Annotated in this window: 26 protein-coding genes, 2 pseudogenes and 1 CRISPR repeat array; of the genes and pseudogenes, 18 read left to right on the top strand and 10 right to left on the bottom strand. The window is 53.7% G+C overall.

Annotation, left to right across the window (positions count from 1 at the left end; translation table 11 throughout):
- The first annotated feature begins 50 nt into the window (after positions 1 to 50).
- The 7 genes from E3E42_RS02740 (at position 51) to E3E42_RS02770 (ending at position 4131) form a co-directional block, all read left to right on the top strand.
- Positions 51 to 224, top strand: a complete 174-nt coding sequence (locus E3E42_RS02740; protein WP_167902616.1) for a hypothetical protein — start codon at positions 51 to 53, stop codon at positions 222 to 224.
- Positions 224 to 661, top strand: coding sequence for a type II toxin-antitoxin system VapC family toxin (locus E3E42_RS02745; protein ID WP_240913627.1), 438 nt, complete (start codon positions 224 to 226; stop codon positions 659 to 661). Before E3E42_RS02740 ends, E3E42_RS02745 begins: the two co-directional genes overlap by 1 nt.
- A 92-nt stretch (positions 662 to 753) precedes the next feature.
- Entirely contained in the window at positions 754 to 1632 is an 879-nt protein-coding gene (locus E3E42_RS02750) for an AEC family transporter (protein WP_167902618.1), read from the top strand.
- 61 nt (positions 1633 to 1693) lie between these two features.
- Positions 1694 to 2074: a hypothetical protein gene (locus E3E42_RS02755; protein ID WP_167902619.1), complete on the top strand. Its 381-nt coding sequence runs from the start codon at positions 1694 to 1696 to the stop codon at positions 2072 to 2074.
- Positions 2075 to 2121: 47 nt separating this feature from the next.
- Complete coding sequence (locus E3E42_RS02760; RefSeq protein WP_167902620.1) at positions 2122 to 3141, top strand: M42 family metallopeptidase; 1020 nt, start codon at positions 2122 to 2124, stop codon at positions 3139 to 3141.
- 362 nt (positions 3142 to 3503) lie between these two features.
- Positions 3504 to 3698 carry a hypothetical protein gene (locus E3E42_RS02765; protein WP_148267250.1) on the top strand — a complete coding sequence of 65 codons (195 nt, stop codon included), beginning with the start codon at positions 3504 to 3506 and terminating at the stop codon, positions 3696 to 3698.
- Positions 3691 to 4131, top strand: coding sequence for a type II toxin-antitoxin system VapC family toxin (locus tag E3E42_RS02770; RefSeq protein ID WP_370519581.1), 441 nt, complete (start codon positions 3691 to 3693; stop codon positions 4129 to 4131). The genes E3E42_RS02765 and E3E42_RS02770 overlap by 8 nt, the downstream gene beginning before the upstream one ends.
- 72 nt (positions 4132 to 4203) lie before the next feature.
- Here the strand turns inward: E3E42_RS02770 and E3E42_RS02775 are convergent, their stop codons facing one another.
- Genes E3E42_RS02775 through E3E42_RS02790 form a run of 4 tightly spaced genes read right to left on the bottom strand, consistent with a single transcriptional unit; the run spans position 4204 to position 7630 of the window.
- The gene (locus E3E42_RS02775; RefSeq protein WP_167902622.1) at positions 4204 to 5211 is read right to left on the bottom strand and encodes an SPFH domain-containing protein; all 1008 of its coding nucleotides are present in this window, start codon (positions 5209 to 5211) and stop codon (positions 4204 to 4206) included.
- A 1-nt stretch (position 5212) separates the two neighbouring features.
- The gene (locus E3E42_RS02780) at positions 5213 to 5707 is read right to left on the bottom strand and encodes a hypothetical protein (RefSeq protein ID WP_167902623.1); all 495 of its coding nucleotides are present in this window, start codon (positions 5705 to 5707) and stop codon (positions 5213 to 5215) included.
- Positions 5708 to 5717: 10 nt separating this feature from the next.
- A complete protein-coding gene (locus E3E42_RS02785; protein WP_167902624.1) occupies positions 5718 to 6611 on the bottom strand; it encodes a hypothetical protein in 894 nt (297 codons plus the stop codon).
- A 5-nt stretch (positions 6612 to 6616) separates the two neighbouring features.
- Positions 6617 to 7630, bottom strand: a complete 1014-nt coding sequence (locus E3E42_RS02790; RefSeq protein WP_167903084.1) for a hypothetical protein — start codon at positions 7628 to 7630, stop codon at positions 6617 to 6619.
- Between the two features lie 211 nt (positions 7631 to 7841).
- Here E3E42_RS02790 and E3E42_RS02795 point away from each other — a divergent pair, with 211 nt between their 5' ends.
- The 3 genes from E3E42_RS02795 to E3E42_RS02805 are packed head-to-tail and all read left to right on the top strand — an operon-like array spanning position 7842 to position 9725.
- Positions 7842 to 8159: a hypothetical protein gene (locus tag E3E42_RS02795; protein ID WP_167902625.1), complete on the top strand. Its 318-nt coding sequence runs from the start codon at positions 7842 to 7844 to the stop codon at positions 8157 to 8159.
- Positions 8156 to 8950: a hypothetical protein gene (locus E3E42_RS02800; RefSeq protein WP_167902626.1), complete on the top strand. Its 795-nt coding sequence runs from the start codon at positions 8156 to 8158 to the stop codon at positions 8948 to 8950. Before E3E42_RS02795 ends, E3E42_RS02800 begins: the two co-directional genes overlap by 4 nt.
- 1 nt (position 8951) lies before the next feature.
- Positions 8952 to 9725 carry an MBL fold metallo-hydrolase gene (locus E3E42_RS02805; RefSeq protein ID WP_167902627.1) on the top strand — a complete coding sequence of 258 codons (774 nt, stop codon included), beginning with the start codon at positions 8952 to 8954 and terminating at the stop codon, positions 9723 to 9725.
- Here the strand turns inward: E3E42_RS02805 and E3E42_RS02810 are convergent.
- The 3 genes from E3E42_RS02810 to serK all read right to left on the bottom strand — a co-directional run bounded on the left by E3E42_RS02810 (position 9713) and on the right by serK (position 11758).
- Positions 9713 to 10381, bottom strand: a complete 669-nt coding sequence (locus E3E42_RS02810) for an HAD family hydrolase (protein ID WP_167903086.1) — start codon at positions 10379 to 10381, stop codon at positions 9713 to 9715. The two genes, E3E42_RS02805 and E3E42_RS02810, sit on opposite strands and share 13 nt — an antisense overlap.
- 44 nt (positions 10382 to 10425) lie before the next feature.
- Positions 10426 to 10866 carry a DUF835 domain-containing protein gene (locus E3E42_RS02815; protein WP_167902628.1) on the bottom strand — a complete coding sequence of 147 codons (441 nt, stop codon included), beginning with the start codon at positions 10864 to 10866 and terminating at the stop codon, positions 10426 to 10428.
- A 163-nt stretch (positions 10867 to 11029) separates the two neighbouring features.
- Entirely contained in the window at positions 11030 to 11758 is a 729-nt protein-coding gene (gene serK / locus E3E42_RS02820) for an L-serine kinase SerK (RefSeq protein WP_167902629.1), read from the bottom strand.
- Positions 11759 to 11929: 171 nt separating this feature from the next.
- On the opposite strand from serK, the pseudogene E3E42_RS02825 reads away from it, so the two are divergent.
- Positions 11930 to 12061: pseudogene (locus E3E42_RS02825) on the top strand (DUF763 domain-containing protein); the annotation flags it as partial.
- Positions 12062 to 12063: 2 nt separating this feature from the next.
- A pseudogene (locus tag E3E42_RS02830) lies at positions 12064 to 12777 on the top strand (nicotinate-nucleotide--dimethylbenzimidazole phosphoribosyltransferase); the annotation flags it as partial.
- 332 nt (positions 12778 to 13109) lie between these two features.
- Here the strand turns inward: E3E42_RS02830 and E3E42_RS02835 are convergent.
- On the bottom strand, positions 13110 to 13817 hold the full coding sequence (locus E3E42_RS02835; RefSeq protein ID WP_167902630.1) for a hypothetical protein: 708 nt from the start codon (positions 13815 to 13817) through the stop codon (positions 13110 to 13112).
- A 426-nt stretch (positions 13818 to 14243) separates the two neighbouring features.
- Positions 14244 to 14837, bottom strand: a complete 594-nt coding sequence (locus tag E3E42_RS02845) for an adenosylcobinamide amidohydrolase (protein WP_167902632.1) — start codon at positions 14835 to 14837, stop codon at positions 14244 to 14246.
- Positions 14838 to 14937: 100 nt separating this feature from the next.
- On the opposite strand from E3E42_RS02845, the gene E3E42_RS02850 reads away from it, so the two are divergent.
- Genes E3E42_RS02850 through glp form a run of 4 tightly spaced genes read left to right on the top strand, consistent with a single transcriptional unit; the run spans position 14938 to position 17284 of the window.
- Positions 14938 to 15453 (top strand): molybdenum cofactor biosynthesis protein B, encoded by a 516-nt coding sequence (locus tag E3E42_RS02850; protein WP_167902633.1) that lies wholly within the window; start codon positions 14938 to 14940, stop codon positions 15451 to 15453.
- Between the two features lie 30 nt (positions 15454 to 15483).
- The gene (locus E3E42_RS02855; protein WP_167902634.1) at positions 15484 to 15636 is read left to right on the top strand and encodes a hypothetical protein; all 153 of its coding nucleotides are present in this window, start codon (positions 15484 to 15486) and stop codon (positions 15634 to 15636) included.
- Positions 15637 to 15641: 5 nt separating this feature from the next.
- Positions 15642 to 16091: a PIN domain-containing protein gene (locus tag E3E42_RS02860; RefSeq protein WP_370519603.1), complete on the top strand. Its 450-nt coding sequence runs from the start codon at positions 15642 to 15644 to the stop codon at positions 16089 to 16091.
- Between the two features lie 2 nt (positions 16092 to 16093).
- A complete protein-coding gene (gene glp, locus E3E42_RS02865) occupies positions 16094 to 17284 on the top strand; it encodes a gephyrin-like molybdotransferase Glp (RefSeq protein ID WP_167902636.1) in 1191 nt (396 codons plus the stop codon).
- Between the two features lie 6 nt (positions 17285 to 17290).
- Here the strand turns inward: glp and E3E42_RS02870 are convergent, their stop codons facing one another.
- Positions 17291 to 17512 (bottom strand): hypothetical protein, encoded by a 222-nt coding sequence (locus E3E42_RS02870; protein ID WP_167902637.1) that lies wholly within the window; start codon positions 17510 to 17512, stop codon positions 17291 to 17293.
- A gap of 159 nt (positions 17513 to 17671) precedes the next feature.
- Between E3E42_RS02870 and E3E42_RS02875 the strand changes: the two genes are divergently transcribed.
- Positions 17672 to 18985 (top strand): RNA-guided endonuclease TnpB family protein, encoded by a 1314-nt coding sequence (locus tag E3E42_RS02875; protein WP_167902638.1) that lies wholly within the window; start codon positions 17672 to 17674, stop codon positions 18983 to 18985.
- A gap of 61 nt (positions 18986 to 19046) precedes the next feature.
- Positions 19047 to 19694 carry a hypothetical protein gene (locus E3E42_RS02880; RefSeq protein WP_167902639.1) on the top strand — a complete coding sequence of 216 codons (648 nt, stop codon included), beginning with the start codon at positions 19047 to 19049 and terminating at the stop codon, positions 19692 to 19694.
- Positions 19695 to 19711: 17 nt separating this feature from the next.
- Positions 19712 to 21343: a CRISPR direct-repeat array (repeat unit 30 nt; unit sequence GTTTCAATTCTCCCAGAGTCTTATTGCAAC).
- Positions 21344 to 21593: the final 250 nt, after the last annotated feature.

Consider the following 21593-nt stretch of genomic DNA (forward strand, 5'->3'; position numbering starts at 1 on the left):
GCAGGGGCTCACTCGAAAGGTTTATTATCGTCTGGTGATTATCCCTGCATATGAGCGAGATAGTTGTGAAAATCCCGGACGGAGTGGATGAAAGACTCGCAAGACTCGTTATAGAAAGAGCCCTCAAAAGGTTGAAGGTGGCCAACGAGACCTTTGGGACACTCAAGCCGAAAGGGAATGTGGATGAACTTATCGCCGAGGCCGATGAGGCATGGACCGTGTGATGCTCGACTCAAACGTTGTACTGAAACACCTCTTCGGCGAGTGGAATATCTCCGAGCTTCTCGCCCTTACGGAGCCGTATTACAACGATATCGTTTATTCCGAAGTTTTGTACCTGATCATCCGAAATGAAAGTGGCGAGAGACCATTTACCCTCAAAAAGAAACCGGAACTTGTTGTTAAATCATCACAGGCCATAAAACCCGCTCTCAAGCTGTTTGAAGTTCTCAATTACTCGCCAATAAGCGAGCACACGTTGTGGGAAGCTGAAAAACTCATTGAGCGCTACGGTCTCCTTCCCGGGGATGCCATAATATTGGCCAACTGCATTGAAATGGGACTCGATGCGCTTTTGACGTGGGACTCGGACCTCCTTCGGGTGAACGACGAAATTTCCAAGTGCATGATAACCACACCCGCTGAATACCTTCTCCTTTAGAGAATCTCAAAGTTAAGCATACCGCAATCCATCAAGAATCTTCAAGGTTACTGCTTCGACAGGCTTTTAAACGCTGAATCCCAGGTTTAAGCATGAACATCGCCGAGATGCTCGCCCTTATAGCGGTCGGCTACGTCCTCAAGAGGCTGATTAAATCGGAGAAGCCCTTTGACTACCTACGTATTCTGGTGAACGACGTTCTCCTTGCCCTGTTCATCTTCGGGAACGTGGCGAGCAAGGACCTGAACTACCTCCTGAGCATAAAGACGGTCTTTCTCTACGTCTTCCTGATAATCGCGATAAGCCTTTCAACCTCCTACCTCTACGGCAGATTCTTTCTCAAGGGCGACCCCTGGGCCGGTGCGCTCATGGTTCTCTCGGTCTACCCCAACACGGCCGCCCTCGGCTTCCCTATAGCGAGCCTGTTCCTCGACGACATAACGCCCGCGATACTCTACTCCACGACCAACTCGATGATAGTCATCCCAATCGTCACCTTCATAGCGGCCCACTACTCCAGCGGAGGCGCGAACGTTAAGGACAGCTTTCTGAAGGCGCTGAAGTTCCCGCCGACGGTGGCGAACCTCTTCGCCCTTGCACTCGTCATAGCCGGTGTTCGGATTCCGAGCCAAATCCTTGAGCCGATAAGAACCGTCGGCTGGCTCAGCATACCTCTGCTTATCATCTACTTCGGCTCGCGGATAACGCTGAGAAGCTTCGACTGGCGCAAGCTCGCGGAGGTCGGGGCCTTTCGGATAGCGATTCCCTTCACCTTCGTTTTCCTTACCCTCCGCTGGGCGGCTCCGGGCGTCTTCTACTCGGTCCTCGTCGAGGCCTCGATGCCCCCAGCTATAGCGGCCAACGCGATTCTAGCCCAGTACCGCCTGAAGGCCGAGGAGGCGATAAGCGTCACCTTCGTGCTGACCCTGCTCGTCATAGGACTCTTCATGGTTCTCAAAGCCTTCCTGTGAGGGTCACGAAAAAGTAATAAAGACGCCGTGCAACTGTTCTAAAACGCCTGGATGTGGTCACATGCTGGGAAATGTTCTGAGAAACATCGTAAGTTCCGACCCCGAGGGAATAAAGGAGAATGGAATCAAAGTTTCGGCCGGGGAGGTCCTCTCAAAGTGGTCCGAACTCGCTGCGGAGTACGTCATGAATGGCCGCTCCGCCCTTAAGATGTATATCGACATCGAGTGGAAGGAAGGCGGCGTCTTTGGAATGGGCGGTACAAAACACTGTTACAAAGGCACGTACCGCCTGGAGAGTGTGATGAAGAGCGGAAAGTACGTTCTCCTCAACGTCTACTCCCATGACCCCGACGAGGCATTCACCATCAAGCTCCTTCCAGAACATGAGGTGTACCTCTCATCGGGCAATATGAAACACCTCCGCGGGATTTTCGGACTCTGACCGATGCCCTTTTTAACCCTTCGACATTTCTTTTAACGGTGGTCGTGATGGAAAGAATGATCGAGATTCTCAGGGAGATTCTGGAGATACCGTCCCCGACGGGCTACACGAAAGAGGTTATGGTCTACATAGCAGGACTTCTCAACGAAAACGGCGTGAAAACCTACTTCACCAACAAGGGTGCCCTGATAGCGGGCAACCATCCGGAGCCGGAGCTGGTTGTGGCGGCCCACGTTGACACCCTCGGCGCGATGGTTAAAGGAATCCTGCCAAACGGACACCTGAGCTTCACGAGAGTAGGCGGCCTGCACCTTCCGGCCTTCGAGGGCGAGTACTGCACGATAATCACCCGCTCGGGGAAGAAGTACCGCGGAACGCTCCTTCTCAAGAACCCCAGCGTCCACGTGAACAGGGAAGCTGGAAAGAAGGAGCGCAAGGAGGAGAACATGTACATCCGCCTGGATGAGCTCGTCGAGAAGAAGGAAGATACAGAGAAGCTCGGCATAAGACCGGGTGACTTCATAGCCTTCGACCCGAAGTTCGAGTACGTCAATGGCTTCGTCAAGGCCCACTTTCTCGACGACAAGGCCAGCGCCGCAGTGATGATAGACCTGATGCTCGATTTGGGTGCCGAGGCCCTTGAAAAGCTCCCGGTGGCGTTCTTCTTCTCGCCCTACGAGGAGGTCGGACACGGGGGCGCGGGCGGTTATCCACCTAGCATGAAGGAGCTCCTCGTCGTCGACATGGGCGTCGTTGGCGATGGCGTCACGGGTAAGGAAACCGCGGTATCGATAGCGGCCAAGGACTCAAGCGGCCCGTATGACTACGAGATGACGACGAAACTCATCGAGCTGGCCGAGAAGCACGAGATCCCCCACGTCGTTGATGTATTCCCCTACTATGGCTCCGACGGCTCGGCGGCGCTCAGGGCAGGCTGGGACGTTAAGGTCGCCCTCATCGGCCAGGGAGTGCATGCGAGCCACGGCATGGAGCGGACGCACGTCAAGGGCATGCTCGCGACGAAGGACCTCATCAGGGCTTACATAGAGGAGCGGTTCGGGGTTTAAGACCTTCCTATTTTTTAAACGATGGAAAGGTGAACCGCAGAATGAACAGCCTGAAGAGCTCAGCGTCGAAGTCCCTTTCCAAGCGCGACATGGAGGAAAGGCTGGCCTTCATAAGGCTCTACGTTAATAAGGCTTAAGGAGAATCCCGATGAAGTCTTCAGCCAGCAGGTGAAGCTGGTGAACTCTTTTCTCGCGTCGGCGAGGGACTTTCCTCTAACCAAAGAGGAGTATCTAAGGCCGAAGGGTGAGCTGGGGAAGTGAGCCACCAAGACCGTGATTCCACCCTTTGAATTTTCCCGTCCTTTAATAGGCGACTGAGAAATCGGGGAAAGCCTTTTTACTCCCCGGCCATCAAACCTGTAATGGGTGAGGGGATGGAGAACGTTGAAGGAAAAATGGGGATGGATCTCGAATGGCGGGTTAGGATGGATAAGCTCAGGGCCGAGGCGAGGGCAAACGTGGACGGGGTCTTGAAGAGGGCCTTCGGCTACCTGAAAACCTCCAAGGGCTGGGAAGAGCTGGAGGCTGAGCTCTATGAGGAGCTTTCTGGTGGATAGCAACGTTTTCATCGAGGCACTCAAAGGGGACGGTGAGGCAGAGGACATACTTTCACGCCTCCTGCGCTCGGACTGGAGGGTCTTCATAAACGACGTTGTCTTCAGCGAGGTCATGTACCACTTCATACGCATAAGGGCTGGTCCATACTGGAGCGCCAAGAAGAACCCTGAAAAAGTCTCCAAGGCCGTCGAGGAGTTCGAGAGGGTCGTGCTCCCCATGCTCGCGATTCCCGATTTCCTTGAAGTGAACTACGACATCTCTACAATAGCCCTCCGCGTATCAAAGACATACGGCCTGCTTCCGAACGATGCACTCATACTCGCGACGGCCGAGTACTACGGCGTTGATACCCTCGTATCCCTCGACCGGGACTTTAAGAGCGCCTGTAGGGGAGAGGGAATTAAGCTGGTGACATCTATTAAAGAACTGTAGACCGGAGCAGTCCCGGAACGTCTTGGTCTCAAGCCCCTGAACGTTGGCCTCAAAAAGTGTAAAGAAAAAAGCTCACTCGATCTTCACACCGCAGACTGGACAGAACTTCGCTCCCTCAGGAACTATGTGGCCGTTGGGACAGCGGTGTATCTGGTGCCCACAGTAAGGACAGAACCTCGCTCCGGGCGGAATCTGCTTGCCGCAGTAGGGGCAGATTTCCTGCCGTCCCGCAGGTTGAGCTGGTGCCCCCGGCTGGGCCGGCTGCTGGTATCCTGCCGGCGGAACGCCTCCACCAGCGTAGGGCTGCGCCGGCTGGGCTGGTTGAGCCGGCTGCTGAAGGAGCTGGGGCATCACCACCATTCCCGTGCCTATCGCGGCCCCCTCGCTCTTCCCAAGCTCCGCCGCGACCTGCTTCGCGGTGTCCATCTGCATGACATACTGGGCGTTTCCTGTCTGCATTATCCAGAAGAGCCTCTGGCGCCACTCGTCGGTCGTGTTCACCCCTTCAATCTTGACGTCGACCAGTTCAAGGCCGAGCCTGCGGAAGTCCTCCATGAGCTTGACCTTGACCTGCGTGCTGACCATGTCGAGGTTCTGGAAGAGGTCGACGATTGAGTAGGCGCTGAGGTGCTTCATCATGCCCTCGTTGAAGTAGGCGCGAATAAACTTGGTGACGTCAGCAGTGTCGTAGAGGCTCTGGCCACCGACGACCTCGGTGATGAAGAGAACGGGGTCAGCGACCTTGAACCAGTAGACACCGTAGTACTTGACTGGGGCAAGCTCCCTCGTCTGCGTTTCTCCTCCGTAGCGCCCCTGGAACTGCTTCATGCTGACGAAAATTACCGTCGCCTTAAACGGGCTGTTTGAACCGCCGACGAGCCTGTAGAGGAGTGGCAGATTCTGCGTCGTCAGCGTGTGCCTTCCCGGGCCGAGAACGTCGTAGATCTTGCCGTCGCGCATGAAGACCGCTACCTCGTACTCGTGGACTATCAGCTGGGCGCCCCACTTGATGACCTCGTTGGGGTAGCGCCAGATTATCTCGTCCTCTCCGGGGTTCACCCACTCTATGACCTGCACCATCTCACTCACCCGCCGCGAAGCTCATCCTCTTGCCAAGGACTTCCTCAAAGTTCACCAGCTCCTCGTCGAGGTTCAGAACGGCCATGCCCAGGGCCTGTGGGTTTGCTATCTGGCCGTTCAGGGCCTTAACCTCGTTCAGTATCTCCTCGGCCAGCTCTATCATCCTGGCATCGTATTCCAGGAGCCTGTTGAGTTCATCCTCCTTGAACTTCACCCTGTCGAAGTAGCCCCTATAACCGGCCTCCGCGTGCCTCACCCTGCTCTCCAGGGCCATGAGCTTCTTTCTCAGGTTGTCTATGGCCACCAGCTGGGCACAGCTTACCATGGCGCAGCGCTGCATGGCCCGCTCCATCTCTCTCCTGGCCAGGGCAAGGGTATCGGCCACCTTTCCACGGACGAGCCTGTCGTCCTCCCTTATGAGCTCCTTCTTCTTGTAACCGTGGAAGCCCGGTATGACGAGTTCGAGCTTCTCAACCAGCGACGTTTCCTTTCCCATAACAATCACCTCACATAGGCTTGAAATACAGGTTGCCCCTGTTGAGCCTCATAACCTCGCTTACCTTCCTCCTCTTCACGGCCCCTTTCCTGAATATGCCGAAGGCTCCGGCGCCGGCTGAGAGGAGTCCGCCGATGAGGCCCCAGGCACTCCCGTAAATGCCGGCCGCGGCTATGCCGAAGACCAGGCCCGCTCCGAGAACACCTGCTCCCAGGAGGCTGGCCTTCTTCCTCGCCCCGCTCATGAGCGGGTACTCGGCCTGAACAACCCTCCCGTCGGTGCCATCAACGTAGCCGGCAAAGCCCTCCCCGCCGTACTCGTAGTGAACCTCCCAGAGGGGATAGTGAACGAGTCCCTGGTACTTCACCTCTATCTCAAAGTCGCCCAGGGACTTGTCCTCCTGCGAGGCCTCGCTCAGCAACGCACTCTCCATGAGCTTCCTCGCCATAGCCTCCGCCTCTTCCCTCGACATCCTGGGCTCGTAGTACCTGCCCTTCTTGACCACTGCCTCATCGAAGAAGCGCTTGCCCCTGATGGGGAAGGGATAGTCCTTGAGAAGCCCCCGGAACGGCGAGCCGGCTGGTATTCCCACAAAACGGACTTCCTCGATCGTCCCCCACCGCCTGCTCTTTCCGTGGAGGTAGAAGAAGTAAACCGGCACCCAGTGGAGTTCCTTTTTGGTTATCTTGGCCCCTGTTATGTCGGCCGGGGCGCCGTACTGCCTTGAGAGGAACTTGAGCAGAACACCCCCGGCGTCTTTCCTCATCGGCGGAAAGAAGAAGTGCTCGCCGGCCTCTTCCCCGGTCTCCAGGTGGAAGGTGGTTCCGCAGTAGGGGCACGTTACCACGCTCACTGTCTCGGGAACCTTAAACTTGGCCGAGCAGGTTGGACACTGAACCTCCATCGGAATCACCTCTTAAGCCCTCCCATGAAGTTCCCCACGAAGCCCGTGCTTCTCTCCGTCCTCTGTCCCTCCAGAACCAGCGAGCCGAAGTAGCCTCCCGCGCCGGCGCCGATTATCAGTGAGAGCACCGAAACCAGTGCGGAGCCGTTGGCACCGCCGTAGGCAGCTCCGGCGGCACCTATCAGGACGCCGAGGACTACGCCTGCCATGTACTGGGCGCGTCTCCAGATCGGCATGGGCTCGGTGGCGGCGACGTCCTTTCCGTCCCAGCCAGCGAAGACGGCGTGGTATATCGAGTTCTCGTGTTTATAGTAGACCGTCCACATCGGGAGGAGAAGCAGGGAGACGTTCCTCGGTTCGTCGGCGGTTATGTCGAAGCGCTCTATCCTGTCCGCCTTGGCGGAGTAGCGGTTCCTTATGACGTCTATGGCGTCCTCCCTCATTATCATCTTGGCCCGGGTTTCATCTATCTCGGTGTTGAGTATCTCGAGCTTTATTCTGCCCCACCCCTCCTCGTCCAGCTCGAGGAGCTTCTTCCCCTTCGGCCTGTGGCGGGAGTAGTGGACGATGATGTCGTCAACGCCAAAGCTCTTGACCTGTCTCCTGGCGGGGCCTATGAGGCTGAGGGTTTCATCAACGTAGTCATGGTAGTACCGCTCCACGGTGCGGCAGTGGGTTTCGCCTTCGGAATCGGTGTGGCATTCTTCCTCGCGCACCATGTACTCGACGTCACCCTCAACGTGAACGTCCCCAACCCAGTAAGGGGCGTAGTGGCCTTCGATGTCAACTATCTCAATCTGTTCCTTCATCCTCTTCAGGTCGAAGTCCCGATTAACGCGGTCCCAGAAGGCCCTGGCTATGGCGTTTTTATCGATGGTCGGGACGATGTAGATGTTCTCTGTCTTCAGGTTGCCACTTATGTGGTTTGGAAAACCGCAGTAGGGGCATATCGTAACGATGGTTTCCGGAGAAACCTCAAGGGGGGCTCCACAGCGCCCACATCTAAAACCGGCTTCCATAGGTACCACTCTTATACTTGGGCGTCTTTTTAGTATTTAAGGGTGACGCATTCGAAATTCAGAGTTTTTCCGTTCCTGTTTGATATAGAATCCCTATGCAAAACTCTCAAAACGGCCCAGGTTTCGAAGTTAGAACCGAAGGTTTAAAACTCAAACGTACCTATTGAATGTAGTATCCCCGTGCGGGATGTTTGATAACCAGGTGGTTGACATGAATACTGAAGCTGTGTCCGGTGGCTCAGGACTTGGCGTTTCCTGGGCCGTGAATCCGTTCGAGCTCCTTTACAGGGCCTGGCCCGATGTGGCCAAGATTGAAGGGGAAATGGCCATCCCCCATCTGGTTGGAAATCTCAGAATCTCCGCAGGAAGGGTTGTCGGTTTTGAGGTACGTGCCGTGGCCCACGAGCGGCCAACCGAACTTGTGTTTGCGGACGGAAATGAGGTTCTGTTTATACTGCCCGTAAGGGCCGGAGATGGGGTTGAAGGAGCGTATTTGAGAATAGTCGAGGCACTGAGGGGTGCAGTATGAAGAGAAAAACGGCCAACGTGGAAATAAACGCCGGTATTGACACCATCAAGGAAGTTCTGAACGATCCCGCCCAGTTTATCACGAACTGGCCCTACGTTGTAAGGGTGAACACCAAAGAGGGCATTGAAGCGGAGATAATGCTGCCGAGGTTTGTCTTCAGGTTCAGGGACACCTACAGGTTCACCTTTCACGAGGATTACGACAGCCACATATACGAAGGCATCGGAAAGAAGAGCCATCTCACGGCTGTCGTCAGGTTGAGGGAATGGCAGAAGAACGTCAGCGCTGAGGTGGAGCTGTCATACAGGGGGAGGGGAGAATTCCTCCTGGGCAAAACACTGGAACTCCTGGCCGAGGGTGTTGCAAAGGCCCTCAAGGATCTCTCGGAGAGCACACGCCCTCCCGCGCCCGCCGCTCCAGCGGCCGAAACGGTTCTCGACGTGGATTTCTCAGACCCAATGAGCGTGGCCAATTTCCTGGCCAAGGCTAAGATGGTTCACAGCGGCCTTCACATAGTCGGGCAGGGGAAGCTCCTTGACGTCATAATGGAGCTGAGGGGAAACCTTCAGGATGAGGTGCTCTATGTCTCCGGCATCACACAGGATGGTACAAAGTCATTCAAGCTCCTTTTAAGGAGAAGCCAGATTCTGGCAGTCGAATACCGTGATTCGGAGGGCATTACGGTGGTTAAGGCCGACAGTGAGTCCGAAACAAGAAAGGCCCTTGAACTGGTTTCCAAGGTCGAAGGTGCGTACATGGTGAACGTCTGGGTTCCGGTTGGAGGTGTTTGAGATGATAAGGAACATGAACATCTACCCGCTCTACGATGATGGGAATCACAAGGTTTACTGGCTCGGCATCGAAGAGGCCGAGGACGAGAAGGGGATACTCACCAACCAGTACCTCGTGGTGGATGGAAACGAGGCGGCCCTCGTGGAACCCGGCGGGTTCTTTGTGTTTTCAAGGGTCCTGAGGAACGTTTCCTCGGTTATCCCGCCGACTCAGATAAAGTACCTCATGTACTCCCATCAGGACCCGGACGTTGTGGCTGGATTGAACCTCTGGTTTGAGTACGCCCCCCTCGCAAAGCTCATCATCTCGGAACTCTGGGTTCGCTTCATCCCCCACATGGCCGTTCTGAGTGCCGGCAGAACGATTGGGATACCCGACAGAGGAGCGGAGTTCCAGCTCGGAAACTCCAAGATAAAGGCGGTTCCTTCCCACTACCTTCACAGTCCCGGAAACTTCTCGTTCTACGACGAGAAGAGCGGAATACTCTTCAGCACGGACATAGGGGCGGCCGCTTTTCCGGAGGGTGAGTGGTACCTCTTCGTCGAGGATTTTGATGAACATGTACAGTACATGGAGGGCTTCCACAGGCGCTACATGAGCTCAACCAAGGCGCTGAGGGCATGGGTTCGCTCAATCAGGAAGCTGAAGCCGAAGGTCATAGCACCGCAGCACGGGGCGATATTCCAGGACGAGAACGTTGACAGGTTCCTCGACTGGCTCGATGGCCTCGAAGTGGGCATAGACGTCTTCGAGAAGGAATTTTACGGGGAATAACTCCCCAGAATCTCTTTTACAAGCTTTTCAAGCTCCCACAGGTCCCTGACATAGTAGTCGGCACCCTCGATTTCCCCGAAGCGCGTAACGTTGACGACCTTCATGCCGGCCCTTTTGCCGGCGAGCACATCGTGACGGCTGTCGCCAACCATCAGCGCTTCCTCCGGCTCCAGGCCGAGTGCGTTCAGGGCTTTTTCAACGAGGTAGGGGCTTGGCTTGACCCCGTCAAGGTTTGAATAGTCCTTTCCGTAAACAACATCGAAGTATTTCCTCAAATCGAAGAGGTCCAAAACGAACTCCGTGCACTCCGGGGAGGCGTTACTCACGGCCCCCAGCTTCAGGCCCATCCTTTTCAGCTCTCCCAGGACATCAACATCCGGGAAGGGTTTTATCCTGCCCTTGTCTGCCATCCGCATGCGGTACTCAAGGTTCACGCCGTCAACGATTTTCCAGAACTCCACGTGGTCTATGCCAAAGCGCTCGATGTAGCTCCTCGGAAGCTCGCCGGTTACCGTCTTTTTGTATGTCCCGTAGTCCAGTTCGATGCCACGCTCCCGGAGGGCTGGCATAACCCACTTCTCGTACCATTCCCTGTGGTCGTAGCCCTCGTAGTAGACCAAGGTCTCGTCAACGTCGAAGATTAAACCGCGGAGCATCCCCATCATAAGGAGGGCAACGGTGGAGCTTTAAAGTTTGTCGCTCAGAGCTCAAGTTTCTTGAGAAGGGCCCACTGCCTTGGTTTCCATGCAAGGGGATCAGTGACAACGTAGACCCTGGTATTGGTGAGTATAACGTGATCACGAATGGTGTTCAAAAATCTCAGAAACGTCTCAAATCCATTATGGAGCGCCAGGTACTCGGGACAGGCTATAATTACAGCCCTATCCGGATGCCCTTTGAGACTTTTGATTATACCATCCAAAATTCTGTGGAGTTCCCTCGGACCAAAATATCCCTTAACGGAACTCACGGTAATGAGATTCCAGTCGGGAGGAACCTTCATCCCGGCCCGGCCTATAACAACGGCGCTATCTTCGATTATGTCGGAGAATGAACTCACCAGCCTGAATGCGGGGACATCAACCCTCCGGGTTCCTTCCTTCCGTGACCGCGCCAGCACAGGAAGTGAAATCCTGAGCATTCCACTCACCGCTTAAGGGTAAAATCCTGATATGGATATTTAAATCCTTTTTGTAGATGCCTATGTAGGTGCAGGGCCTCGGCCTCCTGGACTGGTCATCACCCATCAGCCGGTTGATCCTTCGTCATCGGCGGAGGAAGTATGAAAAAGGGGTTAAAAACCTTCAGAACAGCTCCTCAAGCTTGACGTCTATCTTGTCCGGGTTGAAGGGCAGGACGTGCCTGGTGGTCTTGGGGGAGTAGACCTCACCGCGCTTGACGAGCTCCATGACCTCTTCCTTGCTCGGGGCTTTCCTGATGAAGACGTAGTCGATCTCGCCCTTCCCCATGTCCTCTCTGGCGTCCTCCTTGAGGCCGTAGTAGATGAGCTCGATCCTGCCCTCGACGCTCATCTCGTCGAGAACCTTGCTGACCTTCTTCTGCTCATCGAGGCCGCCGGGGATGGCGAAGCTCTTCTCGCCGACGAGGGCAAAGGCCATCTCTCCCCTCTCGGCCTTCTCCTCGGCCTCGGGGTCCTCAACCACCTCAAGCCCCTCTGCCTTGAGCCTCTCGAGAACCTCCTCAAGGCTGCCCTTGAAGGCCGGGTACCAGGTGTAGACCTTGACGTCGTCGCTGAAGTAGTCGAGTATGACGGAGGGAGCCTTCTTGGCGCCGAGCTTCTGAAGACCGGCCCAGCGGTGGTGACCGTCAACGATGAGGTACATGTCCTCACCGGGAACCTTGGCGAGGAGCATCGGCTTCCAGAAGAGACCGGAGCCGGTGACGCTCTCGATGAAGGCCTCGAGCTCCTTCTGAACGAGCTGTTCATGGGGCTTCATCTTGTCGAGCTCGATAAAAACGTAGTCAACCTTAACGGTCGGGATGTCGTACTTCGGAACCTTCTCAACTCCCATTTTCCACAACCTCCGTGAGCCTAAACCAGCAGACGGAAATCGAAGCGGAGGATAAAAAGGCTTTCCCATTTATATGACCAGTTTTTCCTGATGATTCTGCGCAGGATAGCCCAAAATTATGAAAATTCTGCGGGGATAATGGTTAAAACCCCGGAGAGAGATATAACTCCGATGAGGAATATCGCCGACCTGCCCCTCCACGGCGGCCACGTTCCGGCGTGGCTGGCCCAGAGGATGAGGAAGCTCACCCGGTTAGTGCTGGTTCTGGCGGTTGAGGAGTACGGAACGAAGGGACTCCTGAAGACGTGCACGTCAGCGACGCCATTGGGAGAGACTTCAGAAGGGGGCCGGCTTTACCCGAGTTCGGCGAGATAATAAAGCGCGCCAAGCTGTTCGGCGAGGAGCTCAACAAACTGCCGGTCAAAGAGCTGGTCATCGGGGAATCAACGCCCGGAGGAACGACAACCGCTCAGGCTGTCCTGTGGGCACTCGGCTACGACGCGAAGACCAGTTCAGCCTCGCCCAACAACCCGCAGAGCCTCAAGGAGAGGGTAATCGGCGAGGCCTTTGAGAGGGCCGGAATCGGGAAAGGTCAACTGAAGGACAACCCGCTTGAGGCCCTGAGGCAGTTCGGCGACCCCATGATGGCAACGGTGGTGGGTATTTCCCTCGGCTTCAGGAAGAACGTCGTCTTAGCTGGAGGAACGCAGATGTTGGCTGTTTCAGCCCTTCTAAAGGCCCTCGGCGAGGATTTAAACAGGTTCATGATAGCGACCACCAAGTGGGTGGTCAACGACAAAAGCGCGACCTTCCTCAAAACGGCGAGGGAAATCGGGATAATAACTTATTCCGCCGACCTCGACTTCTCCAAGAGCGAGTTCAAGGGGCTCAGGGACTACGAGAACGGGTACGTCAAGGAGGGCGTCGGCGCGGGGGGAGCGACGTGGCTGGCCGTTAAGGCGGGTTTCTCGCCGGAAGAGGTGAGCGAAAAGGTCGAGGAGCTTTACAGGAGGCTCATGGAGATGAAACCGTCTTTTGAGGAGTTCGGCTTTTATTCCAGATTCAATGGCTTTCTCATACATCTCTTTGTCGTCGGTTACCAGTTTCTCGTTTGCTTTTATCTGCACATCCAGTGGAGAATAGCGAAAAATAAAAAGAGCAAGCTATGGCCTGTGGCATGTGGAAGAAGCAAGGGTTAATACTATGTCCATGGCAATGAGGGCTCCTAGGATCACCAGCGCTGTGGCGGGTTTTCCATATGCATACACAACTAAAGTAGCCGCTAGATAACCTGTCAACCGTTTGAGGAATGATGTTAAAGAGGGGGAATAGTTTTTGCAATATGCACCTATCACGGACCTGGCGTTATTGGCTCGCATGTATGACCCTCCTCTCCGCAACATGGCCCGTTACAACAGAAACCCGCACATGTTAACCAACAGGGAACAGACCATGGCCAAGGTATCCATCCGCACATAGCAGCACATCCGGCAGATGCACATGCTGCCATACAAGTGTTACTTGAGCACGGTTCACAACAGTATGAGGTGCATCTCTCAAGTATACCGCATGATTTCCCGCCCCCACATTCCTGAACACATGAATCTAGTGTTTTAAAGTTTCCGTTTATCATTAAACCTTTGAGTTTAGTAGTGTGATTTTCTAAACTAACAACTTCCCCCAAGACCTTTACTCCCTGTACTGGCTTTGAGAATTCGTATAGTGCTATTACGTGCTTCTTGTCCTTCAGTGGAATTCCCATAGCGAGCATGGTTATCCTCTCACCATTGTACTCGATGGTGTGCTTGACAATCTTGACGTGGGAATAGTCAACGTCCCAGGGCTTTGCGAGCTTCCAGAAGTCCCGCGTAGTTGCGAGCTTGAAGAACATGTGCGCTTTAGACCAGTTCTCCTGAACCCTATCAATGGGCTTCGTAACGGCAAAGGGGTTGACACAACCCTTGACCTCTGGATACTTGGGGTAGCTGACCACGTACGCTCCGTACGCCCCAATCAGCAGCAGGGCCACAAACACGGCCAGCAATGCACGCCTCCGCATCGACCCCCCCAACGGGTTCTTGCATCCGTATTATAATAGGTTATAGTATATAAACGTTATCCAAACCAAAAGTTAACAACCAAATCCAAGATGCACTTAATATTGCGAACAAAGCGCAGTATCTACTAAAAATTCATTCTGGATCCGATATTTCAAACTAGTGTCCAGCCCTGCGTCCACCACGTCAGTACTCGAACTTATAGTCCCTCTCCCTCATCTGGCGGATTATCTCAGTTATGTCCTCAACGTCCTCATCAACCGTTAGTTCCTCCCGGACAACCTTTTCCACGTCCTCAAGAGTAGGTTTACTCTCAGAGGGCCTCTTTAATCGTAGCTTCAGCAGAAGGTTCTGAGCGTTAAGGAACAACCTCTCGACCTGAGTCTCAACGTCCTCCTGATCTCACCAAAACCCAATAGGTGATGGAGTTATTTAACACTTCTCGTCATCTCCCACTTTGCAATGCTCTCCTCAAGTGCCTTCCTGACGGCTTTTCCGATGTTCATTCCAAGCTCCGTCGCGGTTCCTGCCCACTCCTTTTCCCCTTCGAAAGCGAAGACGCCGATTCCATCGCTCGTCGTCCCCGTCGCGTTGTAGCCAAGCCTCAGCAGTGTGTAGCTTTTCGCCTCGGTTGCCGTCATTATCGCGTTGGTCATAGCACCAACGGTTAGTCCCTCGTTTATCACGAGCGCGATGTTTATCGTCCCCGGCTCCCAGGGAGGCGGTACGTCGCCTGCTATCGCCGGATTGGTGATTCCAGCGGTAATGTAGGCCGTAACGCTCCCGCTCTTCACCACCGATAAAACCTTCGCCACGTCGGCGGCCGTCATGAAGCCAACGAAGTTCTCAAGGTCGTTCTCCCACTCGAAGGCGAGGCAATCAGCCCTGTAGTCGCCGGAGTAGTTCTTGTGAACCATCATGAAGAAGAAGCCGTTGGCCCTCGTAAGGCCTCCCCTGTGGGGCGCATTGCTGAGGGCGAGCATCGGCTCATCGAATGGGAGGATAAAGTGTTTGAACTCCATGACTTTCTCCCCGGCGCCTCGAAATATAACCCTTCCCGTTAAACGCTTCCGTTTGCTGAAAGGTTATTAAGTTCGGGAACAAGCTTAATCGGGTGGTAATATGGGAACGGAGGAACACAAGAGAAAGGCCCCAAAAAAGTTCCGCTTCGCGGTCATAACCGTTAGCGACACCGCGAGCAGGGGGGAGAAGGAGGATAAGAGCGGGAAGTTTCTCATCGAGGAGCTGGAGAAGGCAGGACATGAGAAGGTTTACTACGCGGTCGTGCCCGACGAAAAGATGGCTATAATAGGGGCCGTCGTTGAGGCCTTCGAGAAAGGTGCCGATGTGGTTGTTACCTCGGGCGGAACTGGAATCGCGAGCAGGGACGTGACGATAGAGAGCCTAAGACCGCTGTTCGACAAAGAGCTTACCGGCTTCGGTGAAGTATTCAGGCTCCTCAGCTACGAGGAGATAGGAACGGCCGCGGTCATGACGAGAGCGACAGCTGGGGTAATCCGTAGCTCGGGGAGAGCAATGGCGGTCTTCTGCCTGCCGGGAAGCCTCGGGGCGGCTAAGACAGGAATAAAGATCATCCTCAACGAGGCCGGCCACGTGCTGAAGCACGGAGGGGAGTAACCTTAAATCATTTCCAGCCAATACGAAGTGGTGATACCGATGGAGAACATTGGCGATGTAAAAAAAGCCCCCTCTGACCAAAAGGAGGAGAAGCTTAGGGGTCTTCGGAAGTTCAGGGGAGTCCTTGGGACGTTCGATAAAGAGACAATCCAGTGGGCCATTGAGGAGGCTGAGGAGATTTGAGGGACGTGGTTTTCATTGATACGTCCATTCTTGTAGAGTATATCCTGAACGGCCCGAATGCAGATTTCGCGGAGATGGTTCTAAGCGGTCCCTCTACCAGCGTGACGTCCACGATAGTTTACAGGGAATCACTCGGAGCCCTTGCAATGGCTTTCGGACGGCAGAGGTTCGGGATAAAGGGGAAACACAGCCTGCGGAAGTTTATAAGGAAAAACGGCTGGGCCCCGTTTAAGCCCGTCATCGATGCGCTGGACGGATTAATAAACGAAAGCGGGATTGTGGTGCTCCAGGATTCCCCACAGACTAACGCTTTAAGGACGATCATGGAAAAGTACCACCTGATGCCGTCTGACGCCCAGATAGTCCTGACCTGCCAGGCTTATGGAATTGAGAAGATAGCCACCTTCGACTCTGACTTCAAGAGGGTGGATTTCCTAAAAACACTGGAGGTGTAAAAATGAGGGAATTCAAGCGCCTCACTCCCTACCGCGAGGCCCTGAAGCTCCTCCTCGACGATCTGAGCGAGATTCCAGAGCTTGAGGAGGTTCCGCTCGACGAGGCGCTCGGCAGGGTTCTTGCCGAGGACGTGGTTTCGCCGATAGACAGCCCGCCCTTCGACCGCTCGGCCGTCGACGGCTATGCCCTCCGGGCGGAGGACACATTCCCGGCGAGGGAGTACAGTCCGGTTGAACTCAGGGTCGTGGACGAGATAGTCGCTGGGGAGGAGAGCGGAGCGAGGGTTGAGCCCGGCACGGTGGTGAAGCTAATGACGGGCTCGAAGATGCCGGAGGGAGCGAATGCCGTCATCATGCAGGAGATGGTCGAGCGCGAGGGAGAGGTCATAAGGGTTCTCCGGCCGGTTGCCCCGGGCCAGAACGTGGCCTTCGCGGGAGAGGACGTGAAGAAGGGCGAGGTGATCCTGCGGAAGGGGCAGGTTTTAAGGCCCCAAGACCTTGCGCTCCTCAAGAGCATCGGCTTCAGGAGCGTGAAGGTCAAGAGGAAGCCCCGCGTCGGGATAATCGTCACCGGCGACGAGCTCATCGAGGAATTCGATGAAGGCGCGCTGAAGGCCGGGAAGATTATGGAGAGCAACTCGACTATGCTCATGGGGCTGGTGCGGCAGTACTTCGGCGAGCCGGTTTTCTATGGCGTCGTTCCAGACGATGAAGGTGCCATCAGGTCTGCAATAGAGAGGGCAGGGGGAGAGTGCGACCTCGTCCTCGTCACGGGCGGCTCCGCCTTCGGCGATAAGGATTTCGCCCACCGCTTCGTCAAACTGCTCTTCCACGGTACGACGATAAAGCCCGGAAGGCCGGTAGGCTACGGTGAGGGGGTCTTCATAATGAGCGGTTATCCGGTAGCTGTCTTCGCCCAGTTCCACCTCTACGTCAAGCACGCCCTTGCGAAGCTGGTGGGGACTAGGGACTACGAGGTCCGGGTTCGGGCAAGGCTCACCGAGCGCGTTTCGAGCCAGCTCGGAAGGCACGAGTTCGTCAAGGTCCGGTACGAGAACGGAGAAGCCAGACCGATCAAGAAGAAGGGCAGCGGAATAATAAGCTCGCTGGTGGAGAGCAACGGGTACATAGAAATCCCAGAGGACAGCGAGGGGTACCTCGAGGGAGAGACCGTTGAGGTTGTGCTGTACTGAAGACCATCACTCCCCGATCAGCTCCTTCCTATCCGGCTTTTTTATTATGGGCTTAACCTCATCCGGGAGGACGTTTGGATCAACGAGATTCTCCACTATCTCAAGGGCCTCACTGCGCTCCCTTTTCCTTTCCGCAATAACATCACTGAGAAAATTCGATTTTCCCCACGGGAGAACGTCCCTGATTTTTTCTTCCTCGTCGTCCCGGGGGTTCTTCCTACTTGCCACACATATCCCCGGATAAAATTATCACAAGAAGCTAATAAATCTTACATTTTTCTCTTGAAAGCCTCGTCGTTCACGGCGGGGATGCAATAAACACCCAACCGGCCCTTCAGCAGGAAAGCAACACTTTTTTAAAGCTTAAAATTCACACTACAATTTGAGATGAAGCGTTCGGTAACGGTCAAACTCCAACCATCAAAGGAGCAAGAGGAGAAACTCCATCAGTTAGCCGACGCTGGAGCCAAAGTTTGGAATAGGGTAAACTACCTCAGGCGGCAGCAGTTCTTCCAGGGGCAAATCGTGGACTTCAACAAGACTGAAAAAACCGTTTACGAGGAGTTCAAGAAGGAAATCGGTTCTGCAACGGTTCAACAAATAGCGAGAAAGAACGCCGAGGCTTGGAGAAGCTTCTTCACCCTTGCAAGAAAGAAGCGGAACGGAGAACTCCCCACGTGGCTTAAACCAAAACCACCGAACTACTTGAAGAAAGACGGGAAGAGAAAACCCTTAATCGTCCTGAGAAACGACCAGTACCGGATTGAAGGGAGCAAACTCATATTGAAAGGCCTCGGGAAGTTCAAACGCTTGGAAATCCAGTTCAAGGGGAGAATACACCTGAAGGGCAAGCAGGGAAGATTAGAAATAATTTACGACGAAGTTAAACGCAAGTGGTATGCTCACATCAGCTTCACGGTGGAGGAGAAACTTGAAGGTGAGGAATGGGTTAAGCTCCCAAGGAAACCAAAGGGGAACCTTTCAGCGGGGATTGACCTTGGAGTGAACAATTTAATGGCCGTTTACGTGGAGAATGGTCAGAGTTTTCTCGTGAATGGGAGACCGCTCAAGAGTATTGACTTCTACTGGCGGAAGAGGATTGCCGAGTATCAATCAAAACTCAACAAAAGTGGTGCTAAGACGAGCAGAAGGCTCAAAAGAATGCACGAGGGGGCTAAACTTCAGGCAAAGCACTACATTAATACCGCAGTTAGGGGAACAGTCCAGAGGCTCTACGAGTTGGGTGTTTCGAAAATCGTCGTCGGCTATCCAAAGGGAATTGCTCAAAACCCTGGGAAGGGCAAGAAGCAGAATTTCATCCTCTCTCACGTGTGGCGGTTTAACACGGTCATTAAACGTTTAAAAGAAGTCGCTGAAGAGTACGGTATTGTAGTTGAGGTTGTTGATGAGGCTTTCACTTCAAAGACCTGTCCCGTTTGCGGGAAGCCCCACGAGGGGGCGAGGTTCGTTCGTGGATTGTTTAAGTGTCCCGCAACGGGGCTTACTTTCAACGCTGACTTAGTTGGAGCCTTCAACATTTTGAAAACGGTGGTGGGAACCATAACCCCAAATCTGAGCGGTCTTTACGCCCAGAGGAGGGGTAACTGGCCGAAGACCCGGCCAGAGGGGTTCGAAGAACCCTCTTCGAGGGTTGCCCTGATGAGAACCCCTCAAACCTCCCCGTCAATGGCGAGGGGTTAACTCGCTGGAACCCTCGCCCCTCACGGCAGGGAGGAGGTCAGTTAGTTAAAGGTGAAGGACCATGTCGGAATTCTACAAAGAGAGGAAGCTGAGCTGTGGGGAGGATGTCGTACTGGCGCTGGCAATATTCGTGGTTTTTCTGGACTTTGTCAACGCCATAGTGCACAACAGCGACACCCAGCTCAGAACCTCGATATTCGCCCTGATCATCCTGCTGTTCGCCCTCTCCGTCAGGAAGTTCTATCCCAACCCGAGCAGAAGGATATGGCCGTGGATAAGCCCGATATACGACAACGGCGTCATGATAACCGTCGCGATATTCTTCCTGTTCCACGTGACGCTTCTCAACGTTCCAATACTCAACGTTGACCTGTACAACGTCTATGAGAACGGCGACATCATCGGCCACTCCCTCGGCGGCCTGATGATGTGGACGATATTCGCCAAGATAGCCCTCGAATACTCCGGGATCAACAACAAGGGCTGGAGTGCAAAGACCATCGTCAAGTACTCGATGGGGGCGCTTCTCATAATCGGCGTCCTGTGGGAGTTCATAGAGCTCGTCGCCTCGCTCACCATACTGCCCCACGTGGACGAGCCGATAAACAACAAGATTAGGGACATCATAATGGAGTACATAGGCGCGGGACTGATGACGATAGCGGTGCTGAAGACGAAGTATCCCTTCGACATGGGAGAATGGGAGTGATTTCCCTTTGATTTTGTCTCCTAATTCTCTGGGGGTCTTATTGCAACGCAATCGCTTACATGGCCTTCAGCAACTACCTTATGACGTTTCAATTCTCATGGAGTCTTATTGCAACTTTGGTGGAAGAAGGCCCAGGTGGGAGACGGCTAGGTGTTTCAATTCTCCCAGAGTCTTATTGCAACTATCCTCGCGGCAGTCAAGAGCATGGAAACCCGCGCCGTTTCAATTCTCCCAGAGTCTTATTGCAACCAGCTCCTTCGCCACGTCGGTGGTCGCGTCCACGTCGTTTCAATTCTTCCAGAGTCTTATTGCAACACAGTACCTCCACAGCCTGCCGTCAGAACTCATATAGTTTCAATTCTCCCAGAGTCTTATTGCAACTAGGACGATGTGCTTGAGCCTCTGTCCGCTGTAAACGGTTTCAATTCTCCCAGAGTCTTATTGCAACGTCGAGATTAATAACGCGATTAACATCGCGAGCCTGAGTTTCAATTCTCCCAGAGTCTTATTGCAACGTGGTCCATCAGAAGCGATACCATATTTTGTTCTTGTTTCAATTCTCCCAGAGTCTTATTGCAACGGGTTCTCCAGGGCCGGCCACCACAACCACCTATCCGTTTCAATTCTCCCAGAGTCTTATTGCAACTCGTGCTCGTCATCATAGCCCTCATGCACTACCTCTGGTTTCAATTCTCCCAGAGTCTTATTGCAACTGAGCTACCGCAAGTACAAGAAGATGAAGAAGTACAGTTTCAATTCTCCCAGAGTCTTATTGCAACCTGGTCGGCGTCCTGCTTTGGAACTTCCTCTCGACGTTTCAATTCTCCCAGAGTCTTATTGCAACTACACTATTGGATGAACTTTTGTCAAATCAAAACACGGTTTCAATTCTCCCAGAGTCTTATTGCAACTTGTTTATGTTTAGGGCTTCTCTAATCGCTTTGGGGAGTTTCAATTCTCCCAGAGTCTTATTGCAACCAAATCGAAGAGCTCAAGCAGGAGAACGCGGCTCTCGGTTTCAATTCTCCCAGAGTCTTATTGCAACCCACGCCGTCGTCATCTACCTTGCACCGGTCGAAGCGAGTTTCAATTCTCCCAGAGTCTTATTGCAACCGGTTATTTGATTACATAATTGTTGAATTGCATAATTAGTTTCAATTCTCCCAGAGTCTTATTGCAACGTCTGCTCCCAGTCCATAGAAGTTTCCACATTCCTGGTTTCAATTCTCCCAGAGTCTTATTGCAACACATCGAAAAGGACCTGCTGCTAGATCTCTCCGAGCTCGTTTCAATTCTCCCAGAGTCTTATTGCAACTGGCGAAGATCGTTACCGTACTTCTTCCAGTCGAGGCGTTTCAATTCTCCCAGAGTCTTATTGCAACGCATAAACGACAGTAGCTCGCAGTACATAAGAGTATCGTTTCAATTCTCCCAGAGTCTTATTGCAACTATTCAGCGCAGTCCTGTTCAAGTAAATTTTGAACACAGTTTCAATTCTCCCAGAGTCTTATTGCAACAGAGTTTACCCCACCAGAGAACGTTACAAAGCTGTAGTTTCAATTCTCCCAGAGTCTTATTGCAACTCCGCGTGCCGTTCGCTATCGTCACCGCGATTATTTGTTTCAATTCTCCCAGAGTCTTATTGCAACAGGGCGGGAATTCCGCCCGTTGGCCCAGTAAAGGCCTATGCAGTCTCGGATATTTAAACCTTTCTGAAAACCACCGGAAAAGGGGCCTCAAACGTCCTGAATTCAAGGGGCTTGTGAACACGTTTGGACCAAAACACCGTTCCCGGGCCGTTTTCTCCCCAATGAACAGGAACCTGCACGTGATTTCCCGTTAGTTCACGGCGTCCCAAAACGCTAGAAAACCCTCTTCAGGACAGAAAAACAGAAATGA

The sequence above is a fragment of the Thermococcus sp. JdF3 genome (assembly GCF_012027495.1).
Classification (GTDB): Archaea; Methanobacteriota_B; Thermococci; order Thermococcales; family Thermococcaceae; genus Thermococcus.

Excerpts from the sequence above, each read along its gene's own strand:
- E3E42_RS02785 (WP_167902624.1), bottom strand. The coding sequence starts at position 6,611 with ATGGAGGTTCAGTGTCCAACCTGCTCGGCCAAGTTTAAGGTTCCCGAG.
- E3E42_RS02755 (WP_167902619.1), top strand. The coding sequence starts at position 1,694 with ATGCTGGGAAATGTTCTGAGAAACATCGTAAGTTCCGACCCCGAGGGA.
- E3E42_RS02805 (WP_167902627.1), top strand. The coding sequence starts at position 8,952 with ATGATAAGGAACATGAACATCTACCCGCTCTACGATGATGGGAATCAC.
- E3E42_RS02800 (WP_167902626.1), top strand. The coding sequence starts at position 8,156 with ATGAAGAGAAAAACGGCCAACGTGGAAATAAACGCCGGTATTGACACC.
- E3E42_RS02875 (WP_167902638.1), top strand. The coding sequence starts at position 17,672 with ATGAAGCGTTCGGTAACGGTCAAACTCCAACCATCAAAGGAGCAAGAG.
- E3E42_RS02790 (WP_167903084.1), bottom strand. The coding sequence starts at position 7,630 with ATGGAAGCCGGTTTTAGATGTGGGCGCTGTGGAGCCCCCCTTGAGGTT.
- E3E42_RS02740 (WP_167902616.1), top strand. The coding sequence starts at position 51 with ATGAGCGAGATAGTTGTGAAAATCCCGGACGGAGTGGATGAAAGACTC.
- E3E42_RS02795 (WP_167902625.1), top strand. The coding sequence starts at position 7,842 with ATGAATACTGAAGCTGTGTCCGGTGGCTCAGGACTTGGCGTTTCCTGG.
- E3E42_RS02775 (WP_167902622.1), bottom strand. The coding sequence starts at position 5,211 with ATGGTGCAGGTCATAGAGTGGGTGAACCCCGGAGAGGACGAGATAATC.
- E3E42_RS02760 (WP_167902620.1), top strand. The coding sequence starts at position 2,122 with ATGGAAAGAATGATCGAGATTCTCAGGGAGATTCTGGAGATACCGTCC.
- E3E42_RS02745 (WP_240913627.1), top strand. The coding sequence starts at position 224 with ATGCTCGACTCAAACGTTGTACTGAAACACCTCTTCGGCGAGTGGAAT.
- glp (WP_167902636.1), top strand. The coding sequence starts at position 16,094 with ATGAGGGAATTCAAGCGCCTCACTCCCTACCGCGAGGCCCTGAAGCTC.
- E3E42_RS02810 (WP_167903086.1), bottom strand. The coding sequence starts at position 10,381 with ATGCTCCGCGGTTTAATCTTCGACGTTGACGAGACCTTGGTCTACTAC.
- E3E42_RS02835 (WP_167902630.1), bottom strand. The coding sequence starts at position 13,817 with ATGCGGAGGCGTGCATTGCTGGCCGTGTTTGTGGCCCTGCTGCTGATT.
- E3E42_RS02850 (WP_167902633.1), top strand. The coding sequence starts at position 14,938 with ATGGGAACGGAGGAACACAAGAGAAAGGCCCCAAAAAAGTTCCGCTTC.
- serK (WP_167902629.1), bottom strand. The coding sequence starts at position 11,758 with ATGGGAGTTGAGAAGGTTCCGAAGTACGACATCCCGACCGTTAAGGTT.
- E3E42_RS02880 (WP_167902639.1), top strand. The coding sequence starts at position 19,047 with ATGTCGGAATTCTACAAAGAGAGGAAGCTGAGCTGTGGGGAGGATGTC.
- E3E42_RS02845 (WP_167902632.1), bottom strand. The coding sequence starts at position 14,837 with ATGGAGTTCAAACACTTTATCCTCCCATTCGATGAGCCGATGCTCGCC.
- E3E42_RS02815 (WP_167902628.1), bottom strand. The coding sequence starts at position 10,866 with ATGCTCAGGATTTCACTTCCTGTGCTGGCGCGGTCACGGAAGGAAGGA.
- E3E42_RS02765 (WP_148267250.1), top strand. The coding sequence starts at position 3,504 with ATGGGTGAGGGGATGGAGAACGTTGAAGGAAAAATGGGGATGGATCTC.
- E3E42_RS02750 (WP_167902618.1), top strand. The coding sequence starts at position 754 with ATGAACATCGCCGAGATGCTCGCCCTTATAGCGGTCGGCTACGTCCTC.
- E3E42_RS02780 (WP_167902623.1), bottom strand. The coding sequence starts at position 5,707 with ATGGGAAAGGAAACGTCGCTGGTTGAGAAGCTCGAACTCGTCATACCG.